At 66.5% G+C, this 23,740-nt stretch carries 25 protein-coding genes, 2 pseudogenes and 1 other annotated feature; of the genes and pseudogenes, 12 read left to right on the top strand and 15 right to left on the bottom strand.

Features of this window, described 5'->3' with window-relative positions; all coding sequences use genetic code 11:
* Positions 1-509: 509 nt before the first annotated feature.
* The 6 genes and pseudogenes from ACZ5IK_RS43965 to ACZ5IK_RS43940 all read left to right on the top strand — a co-directional run bounded on the left by ACZ5IK_RS43965 (position 510) and on the right by ACZ5IK_RS43940 (position 7,844).
* Complete coding sequence (locus ACZ5IK_RS43965; RefSeq protein ID WP_465493153.1) at positions 510-1,730, top strand: pentapeptide repeat-containing protein; 1,221 nt, start codon at positions 510-512, stop codon at positions 1,728-1,730.
* A 378-nt stretch (positions 1,731-2,108) separates the two neighbouring features.
* A pseudogene (locus ACZ5IK_RS43960) lies at positions 2,109-3,343 on the top strand (IS3 family transposase).
* Positions 2,384-2,515: a sequence feature (AL1L pseudoknot), on the top strand. (Overlaps the previous pseudogene by 132 nt.)
* Before the next feature lie 327 nt (positions 3,344-3,670).
* Positions 3,671-4,768, top strand: a complete 1,098-nt coding sequence (locus ACZ5IK_RS43955) for a hypothetical protein (protein ID WP_465493152.1) — start codon at positions 3,671-3,673, stop codon at positions 4,766-4,768.
* Between the two features lie 388 nt (positions 4,769-5,156).
* The gene (locus tag ACZ5IK_RS43950) at positions 5,157-5,546 is read left to right on the top strand and encodes a hypothetical protein (protein ID WP_465493151.1); all 390 of its coding nucleotides are present in this window, start codon (positions 5,157-5,159) and stop codon (positions 5,544-5,546) included.
* 84 nt (positions 5,547-5,630) lie between these two features.
* Positions 5,631-7,085 carry a hypothetical protein gene (locus ACZ5IK_RS43945; RefSeq protein ID WP_465493150.1) on the top strand — a complete coding sequence of 485 codons (1,455 nt, stop codon included), beginning with the start codon at positions 5,631-5,633 and terminating at the stop codon, positions 7,083-7,085.
* A gap of 159 nt (positions 7,086-7,244) precedes the next feature.
* On the top strand, positions 7,245-7,844 hold the full coding sequence (locus tag ACZ5IK_RS43940) for a Pycsar system effector family protein (protein ID WP_465493149.1): 600 nt from the start codon (positions 7,245-7,247) through the stop codon (positions 7,842-7,844).
* Between the two features lie 72 nt (positions 7,845-7,916).
* Here the strand turns inward: ACZ5IK_RS43940 and ACZ5IK_RS43935 are convergent, their stop codons facing one another.
* Entirely contained in the window at positions 7,917-8,291 is a 375-nt protein-coding gene (locus ACZ5IK_RS43935) for a hypothetical protein (protein WP_465493148.1), read from the bottom strand.
* 237 nt (positions 8,292-8,528) lie between these two features.
* Here ACZ5IK_RS43935 and ACZ5IK_RS43930 point away from each other — a divergent pair, with 237 nt between their 5' ends.
* Positions 8,529-8,948 (top strand): hypothetical protein, encoded by a 420-nt coding sequence (locus ACZ5IK_RS43930; RefSeq protein WP_465493147.1) that lies wholly within the window; start codon positions 8,529-8,531, stop codon positions 8,946-8,948.
* Between the two features lie 362 nt (positions 8,949-9,310).
* Here ACZ5IK_RS43930 and ACZ5IK_RS43925 read toward each other — a convergent pair whose 3' ends face one another.
* From ACZ5IK_RS43925 to ACZ5IK_RS43910, 4 genes are all read right to left on the bottom strand, one after another.
* Entirely contained in the window at positions 9,311-9,802 is a 492-nt protein-coding gene (locus ACZ5IK_RS43925; protein ID WP_465493146.1) for a hypothetical protein, read from the bottom strand.
* A 157-nt stretch (positions 9,803-9,959) separates the two neighbouring features.
* Positions 9,960-10,613: a site-specific integrase gene (locus ACZ5IK_RS43920; RefSeq protein ID WP_465493145.1), complete on the bottom strand. Its 654-nt coding sequence runs from the start codon at positions 10,611-10,613 to the stop codon at positions 9,960-9,962.
* Between the two features lie 352 nt (positions 10,614-10,965).
* Entirely contained in the window at positions 10,966-11,919 is a 954-nt protein-coding gene (locus tag ACZ5IK_RS43915) for an alpha/beta fold hydrolase (RefSeq protein WP_465493144.1), read from the bottom strand.
* 100 nt (positions 11,920-12,019) lie between these two features.
* A complete protein-coding gene (locus ACZ5IK_RS43910) occupies positions 12,020-12,775 on the bottom strand; it encodes a thioesterase II family protein (RefSeq protein WP_465493143.1) in 756 nt (251 codons plus the stop codon).
* 164 nt (positions 12,776-12,939) lie between these two features.
* Between ACZ5IK_RS43910 and ACZ5IK_RS43905 the strand changes: the two genes are divergently transcribed.
* Positions 12,940-13,317, top strand: a complete 378-nt coding sequence (locus ACZ5IK_RS43905) for a hypothetical protein (RefSeq protein ID WP_465493142.1) — start codon at positions 12,940-12,942, stop codon at positions 13,315-13,317.
* Here ACZ5IK_RS43905 and ACZ5IK_RS43900 read toward each other — a convergent pair.
* Positions 13,314-14,177 carry an alpha/beta fold hydrolase gene (locus ACZ5IK_RS43900; protein ID WP_465493141.1) on the bottom strand — a complete coding sequence of 288 codons (864 nt, stop codon included), beginning with the start codon at positions 14,175-14,177 and terminating at the stop codon, positions 13,314-13,316. The genes ACZ5IK_RS43905 and ACZ5IK_RS43900 overlap by 4 nt on opposite strands.
* A 57-nt stretch (positions 14,178-14,234) precedes the next feature.
* Between ACZ5IK_RS43900 and ACZ5IK_RS43895 the strand changes: the two genes are divergently transcribed.
* On the top strand, positions 14,235-15,056 hold the full coding sequence (locus ACZ5IK_RS43895) for a helix-turn-helix domain-containing protein (RefSeq protein WP_465493140.1): 822 nt from the start codon (positions 14,235-14,237) through the stop codon (positions 15,054-15,056).
* On the opposite strand, the gene ACZ5IK_RS43890 is transcribed toward ACZ5IK_RS43895, so the two are convergent.
* Complete coding sequence (locus ACZ5IK_RS43890; protein WP_465493139.1) at positions 15,027-15,716, bottom strand: hypothetical protein; 690 nt, start codon at positions 15,714-15,716, stop codon at positions 15,027-15,029. The two genes, ACZ5IK_RS43895 and ACZ5IK_RS43890, sit on opposite strands and share 30 nt — an antisense overlap.
* Before the next feature lie 97 nt (positions 15,717-15,813).
* Between ACZ5IK_RS43890 and ACZ5IK_RS43885 the strand changes: the two genes are divergently transcribed.
* Positions 15,814-16,671 carry a fructosamine kinase family protein gene (locus ACZ5IK_RS43885; RefSeq protein WP_465493138.1) on the top strand — a complete coding sequence of 286 codons (858 nt, stop codon included), beginning with the start codon at positions 15,814-15,816 and terminating at the stop codon, positions 16,669-16,671.
* Between the two features lies 1 nt (position 16,672).
* Here ACZ5IK_RS43885 and ACZ5IK_RS43880 read toward each other — a convergent pair whose 3' ends face one another.
* A complete protein-coding gene (locus ACZ5IK_RS43880; RefSeq protein ID WP_465493137.1) occupies positions 16,673-17,347 on the bottom strand; it encodes a TetR/AcrR family transcriptional regulator in 675 nt (224 codons plus the stop codon).
* Between the two features lie 93 nt (positions 17,348-17,440).
* Between ACZ5IK_RS43880 and ACZ5IK_RS43875 the strand changes: the two genes are divergently transcribed.
* Positions 17,441-18,166, top strand: a complete 726-nt coding sequence (locus tag ACZ5IK_RS43875; RefSeq protein WP_465493136.1) for an SDR family oxidoreductase — start codon at positions 17,441-17,443, stop codon at positions 18,164-18,166.
* A 135-nt stretch (positions 18,167-18,301) separates the two neighbouring features.
* On the opposite strand, the gene ACZ5IK_RS43870 is transcribed toward ACZ5IK_RS43875, so the two are convergent.
* From ACZ5IK_RS43870 to ACZ5IK_RS43845, 6 genes and pseudogenes are all read right to left on the bottom strand, one after another.
* Positions 18,302-18,646, bottom strand: coding sequence for a PH domain-containing protein (locus ACZ5IK_RS43870; protein WP_465493156.1), 345 nt, complete (start codon positions 18,644-18,646; stop codon positions 18,302-18,304).
* Between the two features lie 114 nt (positions 18,647-18,760).
* Positions 18,761-18,868: pseudogene (locus tag ACZ5IK_RS43865) on the bottom strand (DUF2510 domain-containing protein); the annotation flags it as partial.
* 11 nt (positions 18,869-18,879) lie between these two features.
* Positions 18,880-20,244 (bottom strand): SNIPE associated domain-containing protein, encoded by a 1,365-nt coding sequence (locus ACZ5IK_RS43860; RefSeq protein ID WP_465493135.1) that lies wholly within the window; start codon positions 20,242-20,244, stop codon positions 18,880-18,882.
* Positions 20,245-20,406: 162 nt separating this feature from the next.
* The gene (locus ACZ5IK_RS43855) at positions 20,407-20,895 is read right to left on the bottom strand and encodes a hypothetical protein (protein ID WP_465493134.1); all 489 of its coding nucleotides are present in this window, start codon (positions 20,893-20,895) and stop codon (positions 20,407-20,409) included.
* A gap of 81 nt (positions 20,896-20,976) precedes the next feature.
* Positions 20,977-21,240 (bottom strand): amphi-Trp domain-containing protein, encoded by a 264-nt coding sequence (locus tag ACZ5IK_RS43850; RefSeq protein WP_465364397.1) that lies wholly within the window; start codon positions 21,238-21,240, stop codon positions 20,977-20,979.
* An 81-nt stretch (positions 21,241-21,321) separates the two neighbouring features.
* Positions 21,322-21,921, bottom strand: a complete 600-nt coding sequence (locus tag ACZ5IK_RS43845; RefSeq protein WP_465493155.1) for a formylglycine-generating enzyme family protein — start codon at positions 21,919-21,921, stop codon at positions 21,322-21,324.
* A 52-nt stretch (positions 21,922-21,973) separates the two neighbouring features.
* On the opposite strand from ACZ5IK_RS43845, the gene ACZ5IK_RS43840 reads away from it, so the two are divergent.
* A complete protein-coding gene (locus ACZ5IK_RS43840) occupies positions 21,974-22,594 on the top strand; it encodes a GNAT family N-acetyltransferase (protein ID WP_465493133.1) in 621 nt (206 codons plus the stop codon).
* Here ACZ5IK_RS43840 and ACZ5IK_RS43835 read toward each other — a convergent pair.
* On the bottom strand, positions 22,542-23,690 hold the full coding sequence (locus ACZ5IK_RS43835; RefSeq protein ID WP_465493132.1) for a Cmx/CmrA family chloramphenicol efflux MFS transporter: 1,149 nt from the start codon (positions 23,688-23,690) through the stop codon (positions 22,542-22,544). The two genes, ACZ5IK_RS43840 and ACZ5IK_RS43835, sit on opposite strands and share 53 nt — an antisense overlap.
* Positions 23,691-23,740: the final 50 nt, after the last annotated feature.

Here is a 23,740-nt window from a genome sequence, read left to right as displayed (position 1 = left end):
ACCGCCGCGATCTGGCACAACGACAAAACCGGACAGCCAGTCATGCGGTCGTTAACCGCCTACGACCACTGACACCTTGGAATCAATCATCTAGACGACTGAGGCCGTAGGTGAAGGTGACCGTGTCGATGGCAGCGCTCACCAGCGCGGCCAACCCGGCTCTTGCACTGCGTGTTCTTTTCCGTCCGAGCGCGGCAGCGGGCCATCCATCGAGATTGGACGGCACACTACTGGTGCCGCGACGACCAAAAAGTTAGCTTCTGGTGACTCCCTGATCGCGAAGATATCTACGGGCGGGCAACTCGCCACCCGGGCCAGAAGTGCGGAAAGGTGGCAGAGTTCGGCGGGAACGTGCAGGTGAAGGGGTTCGCCCCCCAGCGGAACACGGATCCCATGGTGCGATCGGTGCAGTCGATCCTGCCGAGATCGCCGTCCATTCGGACCGGCCAAGGATTCCGCTGGCGCGTCGGTCTGAAAGGTCGTCATCGGTTTACGCGACGATGATGGCCATGACCAAGGATGCGCGGCTGGAAGCCGCCAGTGCGACTGTGGCGCCGAATTCGACGTCTGCGTCGGTGAAGCGGCTGCCTGAGCTGACCCGGGCCGCGATGTGGTGGACCGCCATCGTGATCGCGGTCCTGACCGCGGCGGCGGTGACCCTACTGTGGTGGCCGGCCACCGCCGGGCTCGCCGGCGCGGACCTGGTCACGGCGCGGCTTGACGCGCTGAAGATCGGGCTCAGCATCGGCGTCGGCAGCGGGGGCGTGGTCGCGCTCTACCTCGCCTGGCGCCGCCAGCACTCCACCGAAGCCGATCTCGACAACCGCGAGCGCACCCTCGTCCACCAGCAGCATGTCGCCACCGCCACCCAGATGCACCAGGAACGAGTCGCCGACGACGCCCGCGCCGACGCGACCGAACGTCGGATCACAGACCTGTACACTAAGGCCATCGAGCAGCTCGGCTCGGATAAGGCGCCGGTCCGTTTCGGCAGTCTCTATGCCCTCGAGCGTCTCGCCCAGGACACCGAGTCCCAGCGCCAGAGCATCGCCAACGTTTTCTGTGCCTACCTGCGCATGCCGTACGACCTCCCGCTAGAGAAGAATCGCGAAGACGGAGCCAGCGCCGAGCAAAATGAGATCTACCGCGAGCAAGCACAGGAACGCGAGGTCCGACTCACCGTCCAACGTTTGCTCAGCACACACCTCAAACCCGAACACAGCACTACCTACTGGGGGCCGCTCGATGTCGATCTCAACGGCGCCCAACTCATCAACTTCAGCTTGAACGATGCGCGCCTACGAACTGCCATCTTCACTAGTGCGACCTTTATCGGTGACACCTCGTTCAGTGGAACTGCCTTTTCTGGAAGCGCCTTCTTTAACGGAGCGACCTTTTCTGGAAGCGCCTTCTTTAGCGGAGTGACCTTTTCTGACGGCGCCTTGTTCCGTGGAGCGGCCTTTTCCGGCGGCGCCCTGTTCGGTGGAGCGACCTTTCCTGACATTGCTGTCTTCAGCGAAACCACCTTCTCCGGAGACGCCTCGTTTCGCGGAGCGACCTTCTCCGGAGACGCCTACTTCGGCGGCGCAACCTTCACCCACGGCGTCAGGTTCAGTGACGCGACCTTCACCGCCGATCCCCTGTTCGATGGGTCCAGCGGGCCAATAATGGGTGTCGCACCCTCTCGCTCTCCGGAAATCGACACCGACACCAACGCGAGCTCGAACTAGCCCGGGCAGAGGCCGTGGCCGACCCTTACGCACTCTTAGTCTCTCGAGGCTCTGTGGCGGCCACACGTACGCCGAAGAACCGCAGAAAGCAAGGTTGTCCAACAGCTAGCCTTCAGTGCATGACCGTGCGCTCGAAGTAGGTTCAGCCGTGGTGGTCGGCCAGTTAGCACTGGCTGATGTGGGCCTATCCCGTTTGGACGGACAGGGACGATAAGGTGTTGTCAGGCTACCTGATGTGAGGCAGCGGGATCGTGGGTGGCTTCGTAGGCTGCGGGGCTGAGGTAGTCGAGGCTGGAATGCCGACGGCGGGTGTTGTACCAGCCCTCTGTCCCGCCCCGGGTTTGATGGAGACATCGAACACCCGGAGGATTCACAGTCATGGCGGCACCACGGAAGTATCCCGACGAGTTGCGTGAACGGGCGACGCGTCTGGCAGTCGAGGCCAGGCGCGACCCCCAGTCGGCCGGTGGGGCGATCAAGCGGATCGCGGATCAGCTCGGTGTGCACCCGGAGACGTTGCGGACGTGGGTGAAGCAGGCTGAGACCGACGAAGGGGCACGGCCGGACACGACCTCGACAGAAGCGGTGCGGGTCGCCGAGTTGGAGCGTGTGGTCCGTGAGCTGCGTCGGGCGAACCAGATCCTGAAGTCAGCGGCGTCTTTCTTCGCGGCGGAGCTGGACCGTCCATCGCGATGAAGGTGGAATTCGTTGACTCACAACGAAAGGAGCACGGTGTCCAGCCGGTCCTGCGGGTGCTTGAGGGCACGCCCGCCCAGATCGCACCGTCGACCTACTATGCCGCCAAGACCCGTCCCGAGTCCGCTCGGGCGGCGTCCGACCGGGAGCTGACCGAGAAGATCAAGCAGGTGCACGAGGCGAACTACGGCGTCTACGGGGCCAGGAAGGTCTGGGCTGAGCTGAACCGCCACGGCGTCGAGGTGGCCCGGTGCACGGTCGAGCGGCTCATGCGTGAGGCCGGGTTACGCGGCCTGCTGCGCGACAAGTCTCCTCGCACGACCCGGCCGGCGCCGGAGACCGGAAGGCCGACCGCCTGGTGGGACGTGACTTCACGGCGACGCGGGTGAACGAATTGTGGGTCGCGGACATCACCTACGTGCGCACCACCGCGGGCTGGGGTCTACGCCGCGTTCGTGCTGGACGTGTTCTCCCGCCTGATCGTCGGCTGGCAGGTCGCCACCAGCCTCTACACGGATCTGGCGCTGGACGCGCTGCAGATGGCGATCTGGCGTCGCCACGCCGCCGGCGCCGACCTGACCGGGCTGGTCCACCACAGCGACCGCGGAGTGCAATACCGAGCGATCCGCTACACCCAGCGCCTGGCCGAAGCCGACGCCGTCACCTCGGTCGGGTCTCGAGGCGACAGCTACGACAACGCCATGGCCGAGGCGTTCAACTCGCTCTACAAGGCCGAATTCGTCCGCAACAAAGGGCCCTGGCGCGGCCTCGACGACCTGGAAATCGCGACCGTGGAGTACATCGACTGGTACAACAACCGACGCCTGCACGGCGAACTCGGACACCTCCCACCCAGCGAATACGAGACGCTCCACGCGATGACCCGCCCGGTCACCGCAACCTTGGAAACCAGCTAATCCAGTCTCCACGAAACCCAGGGCTTGACACCCCGTGTTTCGGGCAGGTGTCAGGCGGTCACGGGAATCCTGTGCCGACCGAGGTGATCGAGGACTTCGTGGGGCGGTGAGCCGTGAACCTGTGATTCGGGTTCGCCGATGATCAGGTCGGTGCTGTCTGGGTGTTCGGGCAGGACGTCGGCGGTTCCGACGCGGCGGACGACGATGCAGGCACACCGCCGCGTCGATCGCTAGTCAACGAGACGCGCCGATGAGATCAAGTAGCACCGACCCGCCCGCGTCCATGCCACCTCCGCCGTGCAAACCACTCAACAGGCAGAATGAGCCATGCGCGACCTCGCTGAGAGACCGGTGACGTTTAACTACGACTTCAACATGGCGTGCTCGGCCTGCCCGGCGATCACCCCGCTCACCAGCACCGACTACCACCAGGAAGTCAACCAGGCGCACATCGCGTGCCGCGGGTGTGGCGCCGACATTTACTTCGGGCGAGCTGTGATGACGCTGCGCAACGCCGACGACCCGGTCCTCGACGACGGCTACCTCACCGCCGTTGCCTGGTATCACACCAGCACGTATTCCGACTGGCCCCTGGGGAGCCGCACGATGCCGGCCGCGACCCTCGAGGCGTACCGGGAACACATGCCGGCGGGAGCGGCTGAGGGCGCCCGTGCCCGTCATGAGAATCAGGCACTGCATGTTGGCACGTACGAAGCGGCGATCGAGTCGATGCTGCGCCGGATGGATGACCAGGACGACGGCGGCGCCCAGTTCTTCCTGTACCGCGTCGCACTCCGAGCCAGAGACCTGACGGTGGAGCGGGGTTGGCGAGACGAGAACACCGAGAACGCGGCGCGCCTGAGCCAAGACGACCTCGGCGACGCCGACGTCCTCCGATATCTCAACGTCTTCGAGTCACCCGGTTCGATCTCCTTGGCCCTCCGCCCGTCGGCGATCGCCGCGACCCAGCGTATCGAGCTACCGGTCGACACCTTGTGCGACGGCGTCGAACCGAGCCTGCTCGCTGAGGTCGGCGAGGTGCGGATCGAGCACGAACGCCGCAAAGCCGAGCGTTCGCGGCTTGGGCCAAGCCCGCTCGACCTGTTACGCCGCAAGGTGGAGGCCCGCCGCGATGCCATTCCCGGGCTTATGCCACCTGTGCGCCAGAAAAGCCTGCCGCAGCCGCTACATCAGCTGCTTATCGACAGGTACCTGCCGGGTGTATCGGAGCCAGTTCGGGAACGGTTCACGAGCGCGATGAGTGCTTGGCGCGGTGCGCAGGAAGCGCTGGTCGGCGACGCCGACTACGTCACGCGATTCGCGAGTATGGCTCCTCTGCTTACGCGCCACCAGGAGGTCCGACAGCTCGTTGCCGCAGATAGCGCAAACCACATCGAGATAGGCGCGGGAAGGTCGACTCGGTGATCGGCAGTCATGTAGAGGGCCGACTTGCTGGCAGGCGTCCGCCTCCAGTGGCTCTGCCGATCAACCTGCCGGCGAGCCTGCTCATGCGAGGGTGCACGCACTGCGTCGGCGGGATCTGGATGGTTCCGCAGGCTCCCACTTCTCGCCTCGTCGCTGCTGCGGTCACCCACATCGCCGCTGGGCGCAGCCTGACCGAGGCGACTGCGCTCGCCCGAGAGGGTTCCTCCAACCTCCTCGACGACTGGGGCCTGGCGTCAACCGGTTCGATCGTGGGTTGGGCGCCCGCCAGCATGTGATGTGGCGTTGTGCAGGATCGAGGGTGATTCGTGGTATGTGGCTAACGGCTGCGACGCTCGGACTGAGGTGATCAAGAAGGCCAGCATCGACGATGTCGTTGACCGCCCGCCTGGCCGGCCTCGGCAACAAGCCGACGACGTTCACCGGCTCCTGCGGCGCCTTCCTCAGTCCGTACACCTACCTTACCGCCGCGCACTGCGTCCCGGACGACACGGACCTCATCGTCATACCGGGTGCCGGCTCCAGGCACGCCCGCCGCGTCAACGCGCGGGTCGTACACCGGACCTCCTACCTCGCGCCGCTGCAGATCACAGCGATCGAGCCGGTCAATCACGGCACCGAATCGCTGCTGCGTGGCCAGTTCTTCGCGGGGCGTGGTCAGACTAGGATTTCGCGCACGTGCAACGTCCGGGTGCCGACTAGCGCCGGCGAGGAGCGTCTGCACCTGGTCTCGTATTACCGTCGCGTCTTCGGTGGGTAGCAGCCCGTGTCCCGCCCGCGTTGAGGAGATCGGCGAGGGACCTACCCGGGTTGACAGCGGCGCCTCTGCGAGAGACTGGTGCCCATGAGCTACTCGCCCGACCCGAGTCTGCCGTATTCGGCGTTTCGGCAGGCGTGCCGTGCCTTCCGGCCGAGCGAGTTGGTGCCAGCCATTGCGCGCGCGTCCGCGGCCCTCCGCGAACCGCCCTATCCGGACGAAGTGACGCGTCAGATGCCTCCATGGGGATTGGCTGCGGCAGCGCGCGAGTCGCTTCTGTATGGCAACGAGTACCGTTCCAAGCCTGTCGACACCGTTGCTCTGCGGACGCTGATGCAGAAGTTCCAGATCGCGGAGGACCTGAGCGATGCCGAGGCGAGAGATGAGAACTTCCTTGTCAGCGTGCTAACCCGTATAACGTATGAGCAGTTCCCGTACCAGGAGCCGATGTTCGAGGAACTCGCCCGGTCGCACGCCTGGATGGTGGAGGGCCTCCCTGACGTCGAAACGAAGGTGATCACCGAGGAGTCGCTGGCTGCCATGCTGGACGGGGTTCCGTTGCGGGAGGCAATCGGTGCGACATTCTTCCTTCAAGTGGGCGCACTGCAGAACGGCGGCGTCTACCTGCCGAGCTGGCTCGATCAGCCGAACTTCGCCGAGGTGCTGAACGTCTACCCACGGTCGAACATCGAGAAGATCGCAACTCGGCTGACAACTACACCCGAGGCCTTTAAGGCTGCGTTCAAGGAGCATGCGGTGGGGTCCCTCGAGGCGGCTCGCTTCGACTACAACCCGCTCGTCGCGACGCCGTTCGTCGACCTCGGCGACGGCCCCGTTGCCCCTGTAACCCGGCTCATCATGCGCACCGTCACCTACGCCGGTTTGGCCGCGCACGGCAAGGCCTTCGCAGATGACCTCGGTGGTCTGTTTGAGCACTACATCGGTCGGCAGCTCAAGCTGATGACCGGTGCGGAAGTCGAGGGCGAGATCGTGTTCGGTAAGGGCGGCGGCCACAAGAGTGTCGACTGGTTCGTCATCCTCCCGAACCTCCTCATCCTTGTCGAGGTCAAGTCGCGCCGACTCGGCCCCGCGGCGCGCGCTGGCGATGCCACGCTGCTGGCCTCGCTCGACGCGACGCTGGGCTCCGCCAGGAATCAGCTGACTCGCACGGTAGGTCACCTCGCCGAACGCCATCCGGCCTTCGTACACATCCCGACCGACCGTCCCATCCTCGGACTGATCGTGACTGCCGAGCCTTTCTACACCGGAACGGCCTACATGCTTGACCAAGACGGGGCAGTCATTCCCGGCGGTTCGCTGCCCGATGTCCCCGTCGCAGCGGCCAGTGCACGCGACATCGAGCTGCTGGTCACTCACGGAGCTGACATCGAACCCATGCTGCTTGCGCAGATCGCGAAGAGCAGCACTGGTGTCGTCAGCCTCCGTGATCTCGGAAAGAAGGCCGGAGTTGAGAACCCGATCTTGGTCAACGCGTGGAACGCCTACCCCTGGCCTGCCAGAAAACGACCAGACGAGTCCTGAAACGCTGATCAGCGGATCGTCCTGCTGCCGGAGCTGACCTGTACCGCCATGGGCCGGTAAAGCCAGCCGGTCAGGTCGACCACAGTTCCCAGCTGTCAGCCTGCTCGGCCGCCCATCTCGGCCCCTGCCCCCAGTCCGTCGTCAGGGCACACTGGCGGGGTGAGCGATGACTCCCTCGACCCTGAGATCGACGCGGTGGCCGAGTGCGAGCGTGTCGAGGTGCAAACCCAGAGGTCGCGAGGCGTGAACCTCGACGTCGTCCACTGGCATCTCATGCGGGAGGACGGCCAGCGCTTTGCAATATCGACACGTGCTGGGGCGGTGCTGAGCACCAACGCGCTGGTCGTTGCAGGTACAGCACTGGCCCTGTCGTTGAGCGGGGCGAGATCGCTGCCCCTCTGGGTGTCCTTATCTGCGCTGATGACGCTGTTGGTCGTGGCCGGCTCGGTCGCTTATGCGTCGCAGGCGCTGGTCATGCTGCGTCGCACTGGGCGTCGATTCTCGGGGCCCCGCAGTGACGCCTCGACGCTGTACAACCTGTCTGGCATCAGCCGCAGGTGGGCGACCTTCGCGGAGTTCAGGGCCACGATGATGGAGCAATCGCCTGAGCAGCAGTTGGCAGGAGCTCTCGACGAGTTATGGCGGGTTACCCAGCTGCATCGTTATCGCTACCTCAAGCTGCGCAAGGCCACCTGGCTTCTCCTCACCTCTGTCGGCCTGCTGTTGGCTACGGTCGCTTTTGCGGCGACGTCACGCTGACCTAGCGAGCCTTCGGACGACTTCGCCCCTCATCGACCTCGCGCCAACGGGCGGCGCCTGGATTCTTTGGCCTCAGAAGTGCCGACGGACGTGGTTGCGCAGGAAAGTGAATCGCCGTGCCGTGGTCGTCAGGTTGGTGTAGACGGCGGCGGGCGCGTGAGCCTCGACGAGCAGGTTGAGGACGAACAGCCAGTAGGCTGCCTCGTACAACTCCGCAGCGCTCTGGTGCAGCGGCACGGGGTTACCGTGGCCGATGTTGTTGCGCAGCTTCGTCATACGCTCAGACCAGCGCTCGACCGCGTCGCCGTCGCCCACCAGCGACTCGAACGATGGTCCAGCGTTGCGGGCAAGCCGCTTCAACCGGTCGACCAGATATGTCCTCTGCGGGTGTCGCTGCTTGTCAAGGCCTTCGAGTGCCGCTACCCGAGTGAAGAACGAGTCCTGCACGGTCGGTGTCGTGTCGTAGAGCGGCCGTAGGATCTGGCGGTGAGTGTGCGGTGGTTTCGCACTGCTTCGAGGAAGCGCCGCAGCCCCTCGCCCCGCCCCAGCTGGCCGTAGGTGAACGCCGCCAGGTCCTTGTTCAGCTGGCTGCGGCTCGGGTCTGCCAGGGCACGCCACTGCTCGTGCAGCCCGACTGCCACCCGCTGTGATCCGCCCGGGCGGAGAAGGTCTGGGTGGCTGAACGTGAGGTTCTCGAACGCCACAACGCGGTCCGCGGCGATGGTGACCGCGGCCAGAAGGTCGAACGCGTGCTCCAGAGCCGTGTCCAGGTCGACCGGTGCGTCGAACTCGAACTGCGGTGTGGTGGTGTTCCGGAGCTGGGTGAGCCCCAAGTCGAGAGAGGCCGAGTCTGTGGATCATTTTGAGTCGGGCGCCGTCGCTCAGGTCGATGGCTTCGCTGTGTTCGTTGACGAGTGGGATGTTGCCGCCCGCCAGCTGCTCGGGTTTGAAGTCCAGCTCGGGGACGCCGTCCAGTGCCCAGAGCCTCAGGTCGCTGAGCTTGGTGACCAACCGGTCTGTTTCGACGGCCTCACCGCTCTCGTAGTGAGCCCCGTTCAGCAGTTTGCCCACCGCGAATCGCTGACGCCGCTGGAACGGGTTTAGAAATTTGAGGCGGCAGTCGTCCAGGGTCATGCCACCGTGGATGTTCTCGCCCAGGATGCGGTGGTAATCCGGGCGCGGGCCGTCAAAGTCGTCGATGCCCTCGAAGCTGTCGAGCAGCGTCAGCGAGCCCCCCCGCCGTCGGTGTGAAAGTCACCCACCCTGCGATCTTGTGGTCTGGGGCGGCGGGCAACCAGAACGTCCCGTCCAACTGCAACTCTGCCATCGCTGCCCTCTCTTATCAGGCTAAATTGGTCCGAGGACCACCACGGTCCTCGTCCGAACAGACGTCACGTGTCCTGTCTGTTCGCGAAGTCGACCGAACGGATGCTGGAACGGTGTCGCACTGGTCCTCACCGCGCGCGTCACTTTGGGGAGTTGGCGAACGGATGGTCTCGGGTCCAGTGGTCGCCGTTGATGGCTCTGATGACACCGCCGGTGCTGTAGCCGCTGGCTAGCCAGATCTGCGTCAGCCCGCCGGGAAGATCTGGTGTGGCGCTCGGGAGCGGACCGCCGAAGTACAGGTTGTCGATCACCGCGTAGCTGAACGCCGAGAGGCGCACCCAAAGGAACAGGTGCCGATCGTCGAGGTTGTCTTTGCCGAGCTTGGCGAGTTTCGCCTGCATCGTCTCCGACGTCAGGTGTTTCGCGAGTTCGCCTGGCAGTAGGTGCTCGCCACCGTGGGCGGCACCCCCGACGCCGTCGACGATGGTCCAGATCTCCGGCGGTCGATCGACGCTGCCGCGACCGATATCGGTCGAGACGCCAGCATCGACTGTGTCAGTGACCTCGGCGGGCTCTTCGCCGAGCAGCGAAAGCCCGTGGAGCTGTTCGAGCGGCTCTTCACAGATCGGCAAACCGGGGGACCGAGACGAGGCCGCCGTATAACGTCATATAACGCTTGTCGCAAGCGAGCTGGGGACCGAGAAAGCTTGCGACAACTCAACGACGTCGGACATGGTGACGGGTTGCACCTACGTGCCGGGTGCCTTCACAGTCGATCCCCGTGCTGTTTCAGCCTGTGCTGCTGTATGCCCGATCGAGTGTGCGCGCCGTTTCCGGGTTCGCTGTGCCTGGGTCGACATAGTGAGTTCGAGTGAAGTCGCCGTCGACGTGGCCAAACTGGTCGGCAACGTCGTGCGAGCTGTGTTGTGCGCGGTACAGCACGGTCGCGGCGGTCTTTCGTCCAGTGTGCGACAGGAAGTCGGGAACATCCAGGCGCTTCCGCATCAGCATGATGGCCTTGCTGATAGCTTTCGGGCGCCGCCATTGATATTTGGTGCCACCGCTGGGAAAGACAGGTTCCGTTTCGGTCACGTCGAAGGTCTTGCGCATCACCAATACGAAATGCAGGAAGTCGGGGATCCCGACGATGCGGTTCGAACGTTTTGTCTTGACCGGCCCGTAGGCTGGGGCTTCCCGCTTCGGCTCTGTGATCGTGGCGCAGATCCACAGTGAGTGAGGTGGAATCGTCCGCACCTCATCGAAGGCCGTTCGCTCGACCGGTTCGTCGCTGAGGTTGACGTACTGCCAGGTCAGGGCGAGCGTCTCCCCGACCCGCGAACCCAGACCGAACAAAGTTCGGATGAAGTCAGGCAGATCTGCGCGCCGACTGTAGGCGTCGTTGTCGAGTTTGGTGAAGAAGCCTGTCACCTGATCTGCCGGCATAGCCTTCGCTGCGTGGCGCGTGCCTCCGACAATCCTACGCATGCTGCTTACAGGGTTGTGCAGTAGCACGTCGTCTTCCACACCTAGTTGAAGCAGCCCGCGGACGACCTCCCTTACGACTCGACGCGTTCCAGGGGCGAGCGGTGGCTTCTTCTTCGGAGTCTTGCCGTTCTTCGTCCGGCTACTCACGAGGGACGCGTCGAACTTCTGCAGCTGTGTGACGGTGGCTTCGGTAAACAGCAGGCCTCCGATGCCTGGAATGACGTGATTCTCAAGGATGGTCTCGTATCGATCACAGGTGGACGGCGCGCACTCCTCTCGGATCCGCTTTCGATACGCGGGTACTGCGTCTCTAATGCGGGATGACGTAGTCAGTCGCGCCCGGGCCTGGCTTAACGCCGTCAAGTCTTCGCGTAACCGCGTGGATGCGTCCGATGAGCTGGTACCGGTACGTTCGACCGGCTTGGTGACCCCGTTGTAGCTGCGGTAGTTGGCGATGGCGCGCCAGCGGGGGAGACGGATGCCTGCCGGTAGGTCGGCTTTGGGTACCCATCGGCCGTCGCGGTATCCGTAGAGTCGGATGTTGCCGTACGTGCCGAGGGAGAGTGGCTTGCGGGGCAAGATCTTCTCCGTAAAACATGGATATGACATGGATGGGGACTCTGGAAAGCCTGCTGTAGGGCTCGTACCTGCATGTTAGCTCAAAAGTCAGGTAGTAGTACTGATACCACCAGCCGAGTTCGGCGGTGGGGGAGAGCGGCTGCTTGTTCGTCTCCCGGTTGGTGACGAGGTAGCCGCTCACCGAGACGAGCGCCTTGCAGCGCTCGGGCCACAGCGCGGCGATGATCACGGCCGTCCGGGCGCCCCAGTCGAAGCCGCCGAAGACGGCCTTCTGGATCTTGAGCGCGTCCAGCAGCGCGACGATGTCGGCGGCGATCGCGGACTGCTGACCGTTGCGGAAGGTGTCCTTCGACAGGAACCGCGTCGGCCCGTAGCCCCGGAGGAACGGCACGATCACCCGGTACCCGGCCGCGACCAGGCGCGGGGTGACATCGACGTAGCTGTGGATGTCGTAGGGCCAGCCGTGCAGGAGGACCACCACCGGACCGTCGGCGGGGCCGGCTTCGGCGTACCCGATGCTCAGTTCCCCGGCGTCGACCTGCTTGAGCGGGCCGAACGAGGTGTTCCCGCCGGTCGTGACGGGCGCCGCCACCGGTGCCGCCGCGGGCTGGGACGAGCAACTCGCGACCGTGGCTCCCGCCGTCGCGGCGACGACGGCCTGCGCGAACCTTCTCCTGCTGAGCATCCTGATCCCTCCCGCGAAACACCTGGTACGGGATCGAAACTAAGGGTCCGGCCAGGGAGCGGCGACCGTCGGACGACGTCACCGGTGTAAGTCGCCTCGCCTACGCGACTTCCGGTTGGACGTCGAGGAAGGCCGCCTCCAGCCGTCGGATCCGGGCCCAGAACTCGGCCTCCCGGCCGGATTCGAGAACGCCGAGATGCCCGCCGGGGACGACGCGGCCCACGAACGGCCCGGAGGTCCACACCCGCCAGCCGCCCGTGGCGTCGTCGCCCGCAGCGAACGCGGGATCGTCGGTGCCGCGAATCGCCGCGAGCGGGCACGAGAGCCGTGTCCTGACGGGCCCGCGGTAGGCGTTCACCAGCTGGAGATCGCCGAGCAGCAGGTCCAGCGCGTACTCCCAGCTTTCGGGTGCATCGCGGTAGCCGGCGACCGGGGTGAGCCCGGTGCGGCCGAACACCCGACCCATGGCCGACGCGCCCGCCTTGGCGTCCTTGTCCGGTGAACGTCGTTGCGGGGCGCACGCGTCCACGACGATCAGCGCGCCCGGGGCGACGCCCAGCCGTTGCGCCGTTTCCAACGCGACGAAGGCACCCATCCCGAAACCGATCGTCACGGTGCGGGAGAACCAGTCCTCGGACGTCGCATCGGCCAAGAGTGTGGCGAGTTCCTCGACCGAGGACGCCGGTGTTTCCGAGGGCCGTTCCCCGTGTCCGGGATATTCGACGCCCCAGACGTCCGCACCGGCCGTGGCGGCGAGTGGGCCGAAAGCCTGGAGAGTCCCACCCGCGGGCGGAAGCAGCAGGTAGCCGGGGCCGCGACTGTCTGATGTGGACAGTGGGATGAGCGGGACCGTCATGATCCGAAAGATACGCGCGGTTAACCCGAATGGGGTAACGGTTTGGATTCGACCAAGATCAATTCACCCGGCAGGGGGAGAGCTCCGGAAGAAAGGCCCCTGGCCGTGTCGTATCTGGCGTTCTCCGTTCGACGTCCTGATAAAGGAGCCGGAAGGAGAAAGCGATGACCACCACGACACTGGCCTCGACAACGCGGCTGAACCCGGTGCGCCGTACCCTTCCGGTTCTGCTGGCGCTGGAGGACGACGCGGAAGACCTCGGCCACCTGTCCCCGGACGACAGGCTGACCTGCCACGTGCACGGCCGCTGGATCCACGAGTGCGTCGCCTCCCCGATGCACGTCAATCCGATCACCCGGCACCGCTGGTGCCGCTCGTGCGCGACCGCGCTGATCGTCTCCGTCGACGAGCTGTCCGGCGACGTCAAGATGTCCTGCCCCCGGTGCGGTCACGGCGAAAGCGCCGCCTCGGCCCGGCTGATCGCCGCGTGCCGGGTCAGCCTGGAGGCGGCACGCGGCCACTCCGGCGCCAAGGCCGCCTAACCGACCCACTTGAGGACGCGCTCGATGATCAGGTCGCGATCCTCTGGCCGGAGATAAAGGTAGTGCCCGGCGCCGGGCAGGATTTCGACGTCGGCCCGGGGGAGCAGGCTTTCGAGTCGTGCCGCGGCGGCGGCCGGATCGTGCACGGTGCTACGCCCGCCGAACAGGGCGAGCGTGGGCACCTGGATGGACCTCAAGTCCCCCTTGTCCGGGCAAACCTGGAACGGCACCCGTGCGCGGTACGACCGGATTCCGGCGAGCACCAGCCGGGCGGCGGGCTGGTCGAAAATGTCCTCTCCTGCCGACCACGTCAAGAACCGCCGCCACAGGCGTTCGCTGTCGAGTACGGCCGCGGGCACGCCGTACCAGAACACCTTCCGGGCGAACGGCGCCGCGACGGTGGTCGCGTCCAGCAAGCCGAGGGACGCGAGCCTGCCAGGCGCGTGGATCGCCTGGTTGACCGCGTGCCAGCCGCCGCTCGAACCACCCACGAGGTGCACCGAGGTCAGCCCGAGGCGCTCGAAGACGTCGTCGAGCGCGCTCGCCCGGTCACGGATGTCCTTGAACGGCGCGGTTTGCACGCTCCGGCCCGCTTCGCCGAGGGTGTCGATCGTGTAGACCGCGTGCCGTTCGGCCAAGGCGGGGATCAACGCCGCGTAACAGGCCGAGGTCGCCATGAGCCCGGGCAGCAGGGCGATCGGCGGGTCTTCGCCACCGTAGCGGTAGACCCGGGTGGTGCCATGGCGCGTCTCGACGTTGAACATGGCGCTCGGCTCCGGGCACTCGGCCATGGCGCGGTCGTAGGCGGCGAAGTAGCGCCGTTCCGCCGCCGGATCTCTGAATTTGCCGATTTTCGTCATGCGAGGAACGCTAGGCAGAGCCAAGTTTCCGGTCTTGAACGAAAGTAAGATGGCGGCATGGGCGGGTGGAGTCTCGTGGTGCCGCGGCGGGACATCGTCCGCGCGCCCGGAGAGCGGGTGCTCCGGCTGCCGCATCCCAGCCTCGCCGCCCATGTCTCGAGTTACGTCGCGCACGACCTTCCCGACGCGGGGCTGAACTCCTGGCGGGTCACCCCGCTCTCGGTGCTCATCTGGGTGATCGACCTCGAAGCGCCGGAACGTGCGATGCCGGAATCACCCGTACTGGGGTTGCGAGATCGGCCGCTCCTCGCGGAGCAGGCCGGTGTTTCGAGAGGTATCGCTGTCGCGCTGACCCCGCTCGGCGCATACGGATTGTTCGGGATTCCGCTGCGGGAGCTGACGAATTCGGTGATCGCGGCGTCCGAGTTGATGGCGTCCGGGCCCCTGACCGAGCGGCTCGCGGAGGCGGCGGACTGGCCGGAGAGGTTCCGGTTGCTCGACGAATACCTGATGAAGAGGCTCGCGTGCGGTCCGGAACTCTCCGCACCCGTCCGGTACGCCTGGGACCGCCTGTCGGCCGGACCGGTCCGCGTCGACGCCCTCGCGGACGAGATCGGCTGGAGCCGGCAGCACCTCAACGCCCGGTTCCGCGCACAGATCGGGTTGAACCCCAAGACCGTCGGTCGGATCACCCGGCTCAACCGCGTGATGGCGCTGCTGAACCGGGCGTCGTCGCTCGGGTGGGCGGAGGTCGCGCACCTGGGCGGCTACAGCGATCAGGCGCATCTCGTCCGGGAGTTCAGGGCCCTGACCGGCTGCAGCCCGACCGAGGTCGGGAAACCGGCCGGGTTATTTGTTCCGCCAGGTCACGGCGCGTGAATCGGCGGTGTCGTAAGGCTTTGACGTGTACGCGAGCGAGGCGATCGGGTCCGACGGGACCCCGAAGTGCAGACGGCAGGCCTCGAAGACCGCCCCCTTGGTCGAGAAGTCGTGCGGCGCGATGCTGCCGCCCTTGCAACCGGTGACGTCGGAAGTCCCCACCCCCAGCAGAGAGCCCGGCCAGCCGCCGCTCTTGGTCCTCGCGCTCAGGATCGGTGCGGCCACCCTGGCCAGGTTCGTGCCGTCGACGTTCGTCAGCTTCTCGCGGACGAAAAAGAAGTGCTTGCCGCGCAGTTTGGCCTTGTCCTCGTCCTTGAGCGGCAGGGCGTCGATGTCGGCGTCGGCCGCCTTGACCGATTCGACGGTGACCGTCACTCCGACGAAGCCCTTCGCGTAGTCGCTGTAGATCGGGATGATCGCCTGCTCGCCGAACTTCAGCTTCGTGCCCGGTTTGACCGCGTCGCCGGTGACCTCCAGCGTGGGCGTGGTGGTCAGATAAGGCTTTTCGGTCGTCGTCGGCTCGCTGGCGGACGTTTCCCCGGACGTCGTGGCGCTGGCGCTCCTGGCCTGGCCGGTGTTCGCCGGCGGCGTGCAGCCGACCAGCGCGGCACCGAGCATCGCGGCGATGACGGCATGACGAACTCTCGGACGTGTGGGCACGACCGATCTCCCCTCGAAAGCGAAAGCGCGTGGATTTCCCCCGCCGATCACTCTAGACAACGAGCGTTCACTCGATCGGCGGAGGTAGGTTGCGGGTATGACCCAGGTTTCGTCGCCTGCCGAGGCGGCTACGAGGATCACTGGACGAGCCGTCGTCGAGCAGAGGGGTCTCTCAGGCGCCGTCACCGAAGTGGTGCTGGACAGCGGTGACACCGTGGTCGTCAAACGGGGCCACGCGCGGAACGCGACTTCCGCGGAGGCGGCGGGTCTGCGGTGGCTCGGTGAGGCCGGTGCCGTCCGGGTGCCCGAGATCCGCGGGTTCGACGGCGAATGGCTGGTGACCGAACTGGTCGGCGGCGGCCGCCCGACGCACCACGCGGCAGAGCGGCTGGGGCGGGGACTGGCGGCGTTGCACGCGGCCGGTGCGCCAGCGTTCGGCGCGGCGCCGCCGGAGGGGCCCGTCGACGCGTGGATCGGCTTGGCCCCGATGGAGAACGCGCTGGGGGAGGACTGGCCGGAGTGGTACGCCGAGCATCGGGTGCTGCCGTATGTTCGCCGCGCTGTCGACGAGGGCACCCTGGACGCCGCCGAAGCCGCTGTCATCGAGCAGGCCTGTGCGCGCCTTCCGGAGGTGGCCGGTCCGGCGGAACCTCCCGCCCGGCTGCACGGTGACCTGTGGAACGGAAACGTGCTGTGGGGTGCCGTCGAAGCCTCGATCATCGACCCCGCCGCGCACGGCGGCCATCGCGAGACCGATCTGGCCATGCTGCAACTGTTCGGCTGCCCGCTGCTCGACCGCGTGCTGGCCGCCTACCAGGAGGTCAACCCGCTCGCCGGCGGCTGGACCGACCGGATCGGGGCGCACCAGCTGTTCCCGCTGCTCGTGCACACCGTCCTCTTCGGACGGTCCTACGCCGGGCAGGCGGTCGCGGCCGCGAGGGCGGCGGGCCGGTAGTTCACCGCGCGATGCGGTCGAGCCATTCGGCGAGCATCGCAAGCTCGGCCGGGGTCAGTGCGTCCCCGGGTTTCTTCTCCAGCGCGGCCTTGAGCGCGATCGCGCGGCTCGGGATGTCCGAAGCTTCGTCGGTGATATCAGTGGTGATGGTCGCGATCACGTGTTCGCGCGCGGCGGTGATCAGGCCCGGATCGCGCTGTTCCGGAGGGCTCGCGAGGAGCGAGAGGATCACGCCCATCCCGGTCGCGTGCACCAGTTGCGCGGCTTGCTCGACGGGTACCCGCAGCCTGCCCGCCTCGGCGATGCGCTCGACGATCCGGCGGAGCATCGCGTCCGCCTCTTGACGCGCTTCGCGGACGCGGGGCTCGCCGTACATGAGCATGTAGAACGCGGGCTGGGACATGCCGAACTCGACGTGCAGGTCCCAGCCACGCCGAAGGTCGAGCACCGGGTCGTCGGTCTCGCCGAGGCCGTGCTTCTCACATAGATAGCTCTGGAAGCCATACGTGGCGACAGCGTCGAGAAGGCCGTCCTTGTCGCCGAAGGTCCGGTACAGGGTCGGCGCCTGAACTCCGGCGGCCGCGCTGACCGCGCGCGTCGACAACGCTTCGCGTCCGCCCTCCAGCAGAAGCTCCGCCGCCGCGCGGACCAACCGGTCTTTCGTCGTCAACGTCATGTATCAACGATAACACCTCACCGGTAGCGCTGGTTCGGTATCGGTGATACATTAATGACGTTAGCAACGGAAACACTCGGATGGGAGCACCTCATGGCACGCGTAGCGATCGTCACCGGCGGGTCGCGGGGCATCGGCAGGGAGGCCGCCGAGCGGCTGGCCGCCGACGGATTCGCGGTCGTCGTCGTTTACGGCGGCAACAAGGACGAGGCGCAGGCCGCGGTCGACGCGATCGGCGCCAAGGGCGGTCAGGCGATCGCGGCGCAGGCCGACGTCGCCGACGAGCACGCCGTCGCGGCTGTGTTCGACACCGCGGAGAAGACCTTCGGCGGGATCGACGTCGTGGTCCACGCGGCCGGGACCATGTATCTCGCACCGGTGGCCGAACTGGATCTCGACCGGTTGGACCGGTTGCACCGCACCAACATCCGCGGCACCTTCGTGGTCGACCAGCAGGCCGCCCGCCGCGTCCGTGACGGCGGCGCGATCATCAACTTCTCCACGTCCGTGCTCGGTCTCGCTCTGCCGGGGTACGCCGCCTACGCCGCCACCAAGGGTGCGGTCGAGGCGATCACCCTGGTCCTCGCCCGCGAACTGCGCGGCCGCGACATCACCGTGAACGCGGTCGCCCCCGGCCCGACGGCCACGGCGCTGTTCCTCGACGGCAAGGACGAGGAGACCATCGCGAGCATGGCCGCGCAGCCGCCACTCGAACGCCTCGGCACCCCGTCCGACATCGCCGAAGTCGTCTCGTTCCTCGCCGGTCCGGCCCGCTGGGTCAACGGTCAGGTCCTCCGCGCCAACGGCGGCATCGTCTGACGTCGAGTCCCAGGAATCGGCACACGTTGCGCTACCCGACGCCGATGTCGCCGAAGCGATCGTCGACGGCGTCCGGGCGCGGCTCCCAAGCGGATCGGGCTGGACGACCCGCGAAGGCCTGCGGTTACGTGAGTGTCAGACAACGTCCAGCCGCGGTGCCGAAGACGCGGACTGGGCCGCATAAGCGATGGAATTGGCGTCGTTGAGGTTGTTGACCCTGACGGTGAAAGCCGGGATGGCCCGTTTGGTGAACTTCGTGGTGTAGACCGAGAAGGTCTTGGTGGACTGGGAGTAGAAGATGTGCTTGGTCTGGTTCCAATCGACCTCGAGGAATTGACGGCGCACGACCCCGACGAAGAGGAAGAGCAGCCGGCGGTTCGTGCAGGCGAGTACACCTTGACCTTCGCCTTGTGCGCTGGTCAGTGCGAGAACCTGCTCCTCAGGCCGGAGGTAACCGGCGAGGAGGTTGACCTCCTTCATCGAGCCCACCAGCACTCCGCGAACATTCCGCAGGGCCGCCGCGACGTCAGGGCGAACCGCTTGCGAGGGCTGAGGCGCCTGTCGCTGGGGTGCAGGCGCCGAAGGAGCGGGCGCCGGGCGCTCGGCGGTGTGGAAGGTCCAGTGATACCCATCCCAGTAACGCAGGAGGGAGTCGTCCAAAGGATCGAGGAGCCAGGACGGAGGCCGGGGAGCGGGCGGCATGTTGGGGTGATTCATACCAGATCGCCGTCCGAGGACAGGTCGCCGTCGTAGCCCGCGTCGGTGTTCGACGGTACGGCTGACGGAGCGAGCGAGCGTTCAGTTCCCGCTGGATCGGTGTCGCGGCGGGAAGCCCGCCATTCGACGGCGTCCGCGATGTCCTTGTATTCGAGAATGTGGTCGTCGCCGAGCTTGGTGAGAAGATCCTTCACCCGTGCAGGCGTGGCGTAGAAGAACTCTCGGCGCGGATTCACCATGTTGACGCGATCGGCCGCCAGCTGATGGTGAAGGGCGGTCTCGAGCGCGACCGCGTCCTCGGAGAAGAAAAGTCCGTGGACGTCGAATCGGAAAGGCACGGAGGCATCGCCGAGTTCCCGGACCCGGTCCATCGGTTCGAGACGACGAGTCATCCCGATCTTCACCATGTCGGGTCCGAACGCGCCCAGGTTCGAGATGACGTAGACGTAGCCCGCGCGGACGTTGGCCGCCCGTTGCTCGACACCGGCGATGGCGTCGTCGACGGCTGCCAGCTGTTCCTTCGCCCGAGCCCAGCCTTCGGTGTCCCCCTTCGCCTCGAGCCGGGCGATGACGGAGGAATAGTGGGAACGTTCCTTGGCGAGACGTGCTCGCTCCCGCTCGACCTCCTTCATGACCTTGGCTTCCTCGCGGAGCCTGGCACGTTCTTCTCGTGCCACCTCGCGTTCGGCCTCGACCTTCATCAGGTAGTCGGCGGTCAGATCGATTTCCTTCAGCCTGAGCCGGTGGTAGTCGCTCGAGATGACGATGCGCATCAGGGTGCCGAGCTTGCCGATCGTGTCCCGAGTGGTCGTCAGCCGGTTCTTGACGGATTCCAGCGTATGCGGCTTGACCCCGCGGACCGCGTTGTCGGCCTCGGCGTTGTAGGCCCGAAGCATCAGCTTGGCCATGTCACGGCCCAGTTTCTGCCCCTCTTTGACGGATCCGTTGACCGCCCAGTCGACCTGACAAGTCACGGCGTCGGTCTTCGCGGCGGCCTTGATCTGCAACCGCAGGTCGCTGAGCGCGTCCTTGTAGGCCAGCGCGTCCTCAAGCGGATGCGTGTACTCGTAGACACCCACTTGCTGCAGCAAGGCGAGTTCGCGGGTTTCGACGAGCTGCGAGCGCCAAGACTCCAGCTCGGCCGCGAGTTGCTGACGGGAGGCGGACTGCGCCGAATGCTCCGCCTTGGCCTGCTCGACCGCCGCCTTCAAACGGCGAAGGTCCGCTTCAAGCGCTCCGGTCTCGGCCCCGCGAATGTGCCCTACCCAGCCCCTCAGCTCCGCGATCGTCGCGTGGGCCGCCGCCAGTTGCTGATGAAGTGCGGCGACTTCCGCGCTCTGATTGTTGCCGAACAACGCCACGCTGCTTCCTCCCCGTGTGGCACTGGCCAGGACACCGACCAAGATCGTTGTTTCCAGTGCTATTTCCGAATCTCGGTAAGAGCGCGCAGCGTTACGCGGTTTCGTGCGGGAGCCGTCGGTTCACTGAACCGGACTAATGGCTCGGGACGGGTCGATAACCCTTCACCAGGCCCGCGGCTCCGTATCGTCCACCCCGACCCCGCGAAGATCCGCCGAAGTGAACACCGCGTCCGACCGCTCCCCGAGAAGGATGCCGACCAGCGGTTCCATCGTGTCGACGTACGACTCCAGCAGTTGGTCTCGCAGGTCGAGGCTTCGTCCCATCGACTTGAGCACCGGTTCGTCCTGGCCTGCCCGCTCCAGTACCTTGACGAGCAAGCCGCCTTCGAGAATGCCCGACGGCTGGATCGCCAGATGGCTCCGGGCCGCGCTGGTGAACATCATGAACAGGACCGAACCATCGGTCCTGTCGGAGACACCTTCGAAGGTCAGTTCGAGGCCGAAGAGCGACTCCAGCCCCTTGAGCACCTGCTTCCGGTGAGTGTGCAGGGCGTCGGATTCGGCCGCGTCATCGATGAACCGGTCCGCGTAGTCCGGCTGAGCTTGGAGGTAGGCGAGAGCGAACGCGCGGCGGTCGTAGTTCTTGGTCACGGGGAAACAGTAGGGAAGAGCAAGGCGGGCCCGCCACGGAATTAGCGAGCCCGCCCTGTCAGGTCCTTTGTGGACGGAAGATCAGACGACGGTGCCTTCGGCGTCGTCGTCGGAGTCGGACTCCTCGATCTTCCACTTCAGCTGGAACTCGACCTCTTCCTCGCCATCACCGCGTTCGTGCTCGATCGAGAACTGTGCGCGGGCGGGGACGCGGAACCGTTCCCCGGCGATCTGGATGCGGAACGAGGTCTCGGACTCGAGCGCGTCGGCGAGGCGGCGCAGTTTCGCGACGACGTCGGCGGTGGAGTAGACGCGTTCGACGTCTCGGGGAGCGGTTCCGGTCACGGTTTCCTCCAGGGTCCGACACCCGGGCCGGGTGTCCGTGGCGTCATTCAATCGTGTGATCATCGCGCGCCGCAGGCGGGGTCAAGGTGTCCGGGCGAGGCGGAAACCGACGTCGTCGACGCGGAACGTGGGGTGGCTGCGGCGCCGCACCCCGGCCCGGCAGCTCCAGTGTTCGTCGAACCAGCCGCCGCCTCGCAGGACCCGGTACTCGCCGTACACGTCGGCGTCGTAGACGTCCCAGCACCATTCCCAGACATTGCCCAGCATGTCGTGCAGGCCCCACGCGTTGGGCGTCTTCCCGCCGACTTCGTGCACCGACTCCGCGGAGTTCTCGCGGTACCAGGCGATCTCGTCGAGCGGTCCGTAGCGAGGACCGGTCGTACCGGCGCGGCACGCGTGCTCCCATTCCGCTTCGGACGGCAGGCGGTAGCCGTTCGCCGACCGGTCCCACGACACTTCGGGCTCCAGCCGGTAGGCCGGGGTCAGCCCTTCGCGTTCGGACAGCGTGTTGCAGAACCGGAGGGCGTCCGGCCACGAAACCTCGACGAGGGGATGCCTATCGACCGCACGGGTGACCGGAACCGGCGCGAGCAGGAACGACGCGACGGCGAGGGTCCAGCGCCGCTGCGTCCGCCGGTCGGAAAGCGTTACCTCGCCCGCCGGCACAGTGATCATCTCCATGGTCCGGCCGATGATACCCAGAGCGGCGGTGCCGATGCGCCATGATGAGCGGGTGCCTCTGCTCATCGAGCCCGTCCTGCCCGCCGGTACGTTCCGGGCCGCCAAGCAGCCGTGCCTGGTCGTCGACGACAGGCTGGTGTTGCGACCCTGGTGCGCCGACGACGCGGAGAGCGTCGAAGCCGCCTTCGCCTGTCCCGCCATCCAGCGCTGGCACGTCCGCCGCGTCGACGGTGCGGCCGAAGCACACGTCTGGATCGCGGGGTGGGAGCAGCGCTGGAAGGACGAGACTGACGCGAGCTGGGCGGTGGTCGACGCCTGTGAAGACCGGCCGGTCGGGCAGGTCGGCCTCCGCACCATCTCACTCTTCGAGGCGTCGGCGCAGTTGTCCTATTGGGTTCTCCCTTCCGCACGCGGCACCGGGATCGCGGGTGGCGCGGTGGCGGCGTTGACGCGGTGGGCGTTCGAGACCGTCCGGCTGAACCGGTTGTCCCTCCTGCATTCCACCGCGAACAACGCCTCCTGCCGTGTCGCGGACAAGGCCGGATACGGCCTCGAAGGCACCCTGCGCTCGTCGATGTTGCACGCGGACGGGTGGCACGACGTCCACCTCCACGCGCGGCTCAGGGGCGACTCGGCACCGTTGCCCGCCGGAACAGCAACAGCAACGGTATGACGGCGATCGCCGCGCTGATCCAGAGGGCGTGGCGATAGTCGTCCGTCGCTTCCGTGACGAAACCGGCGAGCACCGGTCCCAGGAACGCGCCCGCGTTGAGCGCGACCGTCGCGAACGAACCGCCCAGCGTCGGCGCGCCGGTCGCCACGTGCATGACCCGCGCCACCAGCGCCGACCCGCAGCCGAACGACAGTCCACCTTGGACGGTCGTCACGGCGAACAGGGCGATCGGGTACGCTCCCGTCGCCGCCAGCACCGCCCAGCCCACCGGCAGGGCGCACAAAGCGAGGATCAGGCCACGCCGGAGTTCACCGTCGCCTTTGCGGCCCGCCACGGTGACCCCGAGGAACGCGCCGACGCCGAAGGCCGCCAGCAGCAGGGAAACCGCCCCGGCGGGGAGGTGGGCGACGTCCGTCGCGATGACGGCGAGGAACGCGAACGTCGCGAAGGTCGCGCCGTTGACCAAGGCCGCGAGGATCATCGCCTGCCGCACCGGAGGCGCTTTCAGTTCGCGTGCTTCGCGCCTGATCGAGACTTCGGGCCGGTCCACCGCCTCGGCGGGTGTCGAACGGAACACCAGGACCAAGGCAGGCAGGCACAGCGCGGCGACCGCCCAGAACGCGGAGCGCCAGCCCGCGAGATCACCCAGGACGGCTCCGGCGGGCACACCGGCGACACACGACAGCGTGATCCCCGCCAGCAGGACCGCGGTCGCCCGCGCCTGCTTTCCCGCCGGTGCCAAACCGACCGCGACGGGCATGGCGACGGCGAGGAAGCCGGCGTTGGCGACCGCCGCGACGATCCGGGTGCCGAACAGCACCGGAAAACTCGTCGTGACCGCGCCGATGACGTGCACCACGACGAAGGCGGTCAGAAACCCGGCCAGTACCCGGCGGCGCGGCCAGCGTGCGCTGAGCACGGCCATCGCGGGAGCGCCGACGATCATTCCGACCGCGTACGCCGAAGTCAGCGCGGCGGCGGCGCCGACCGGGACGGACAGGTCACCGGCGATTCCCGGTACGAGACCGGAAGCCATGAATTCGGAGGTGCCTTGCGCGAAGACGGCAAGGCCGAGGACATAGACGAACAGGGGCAACGGACGACTCCCAAGCGACAAGTGAACAGGAGGAGCCGTGCGCGGGACAG

Source organism: Amycolatopsis sp. NPDC031561 (genome assembly GCF_055580625.1).
The sequence above is the reverse complement of the archived record's forward strand: the minus strand, read 5'-3'. Positions and strand labels throughout refer to the sequence as shown.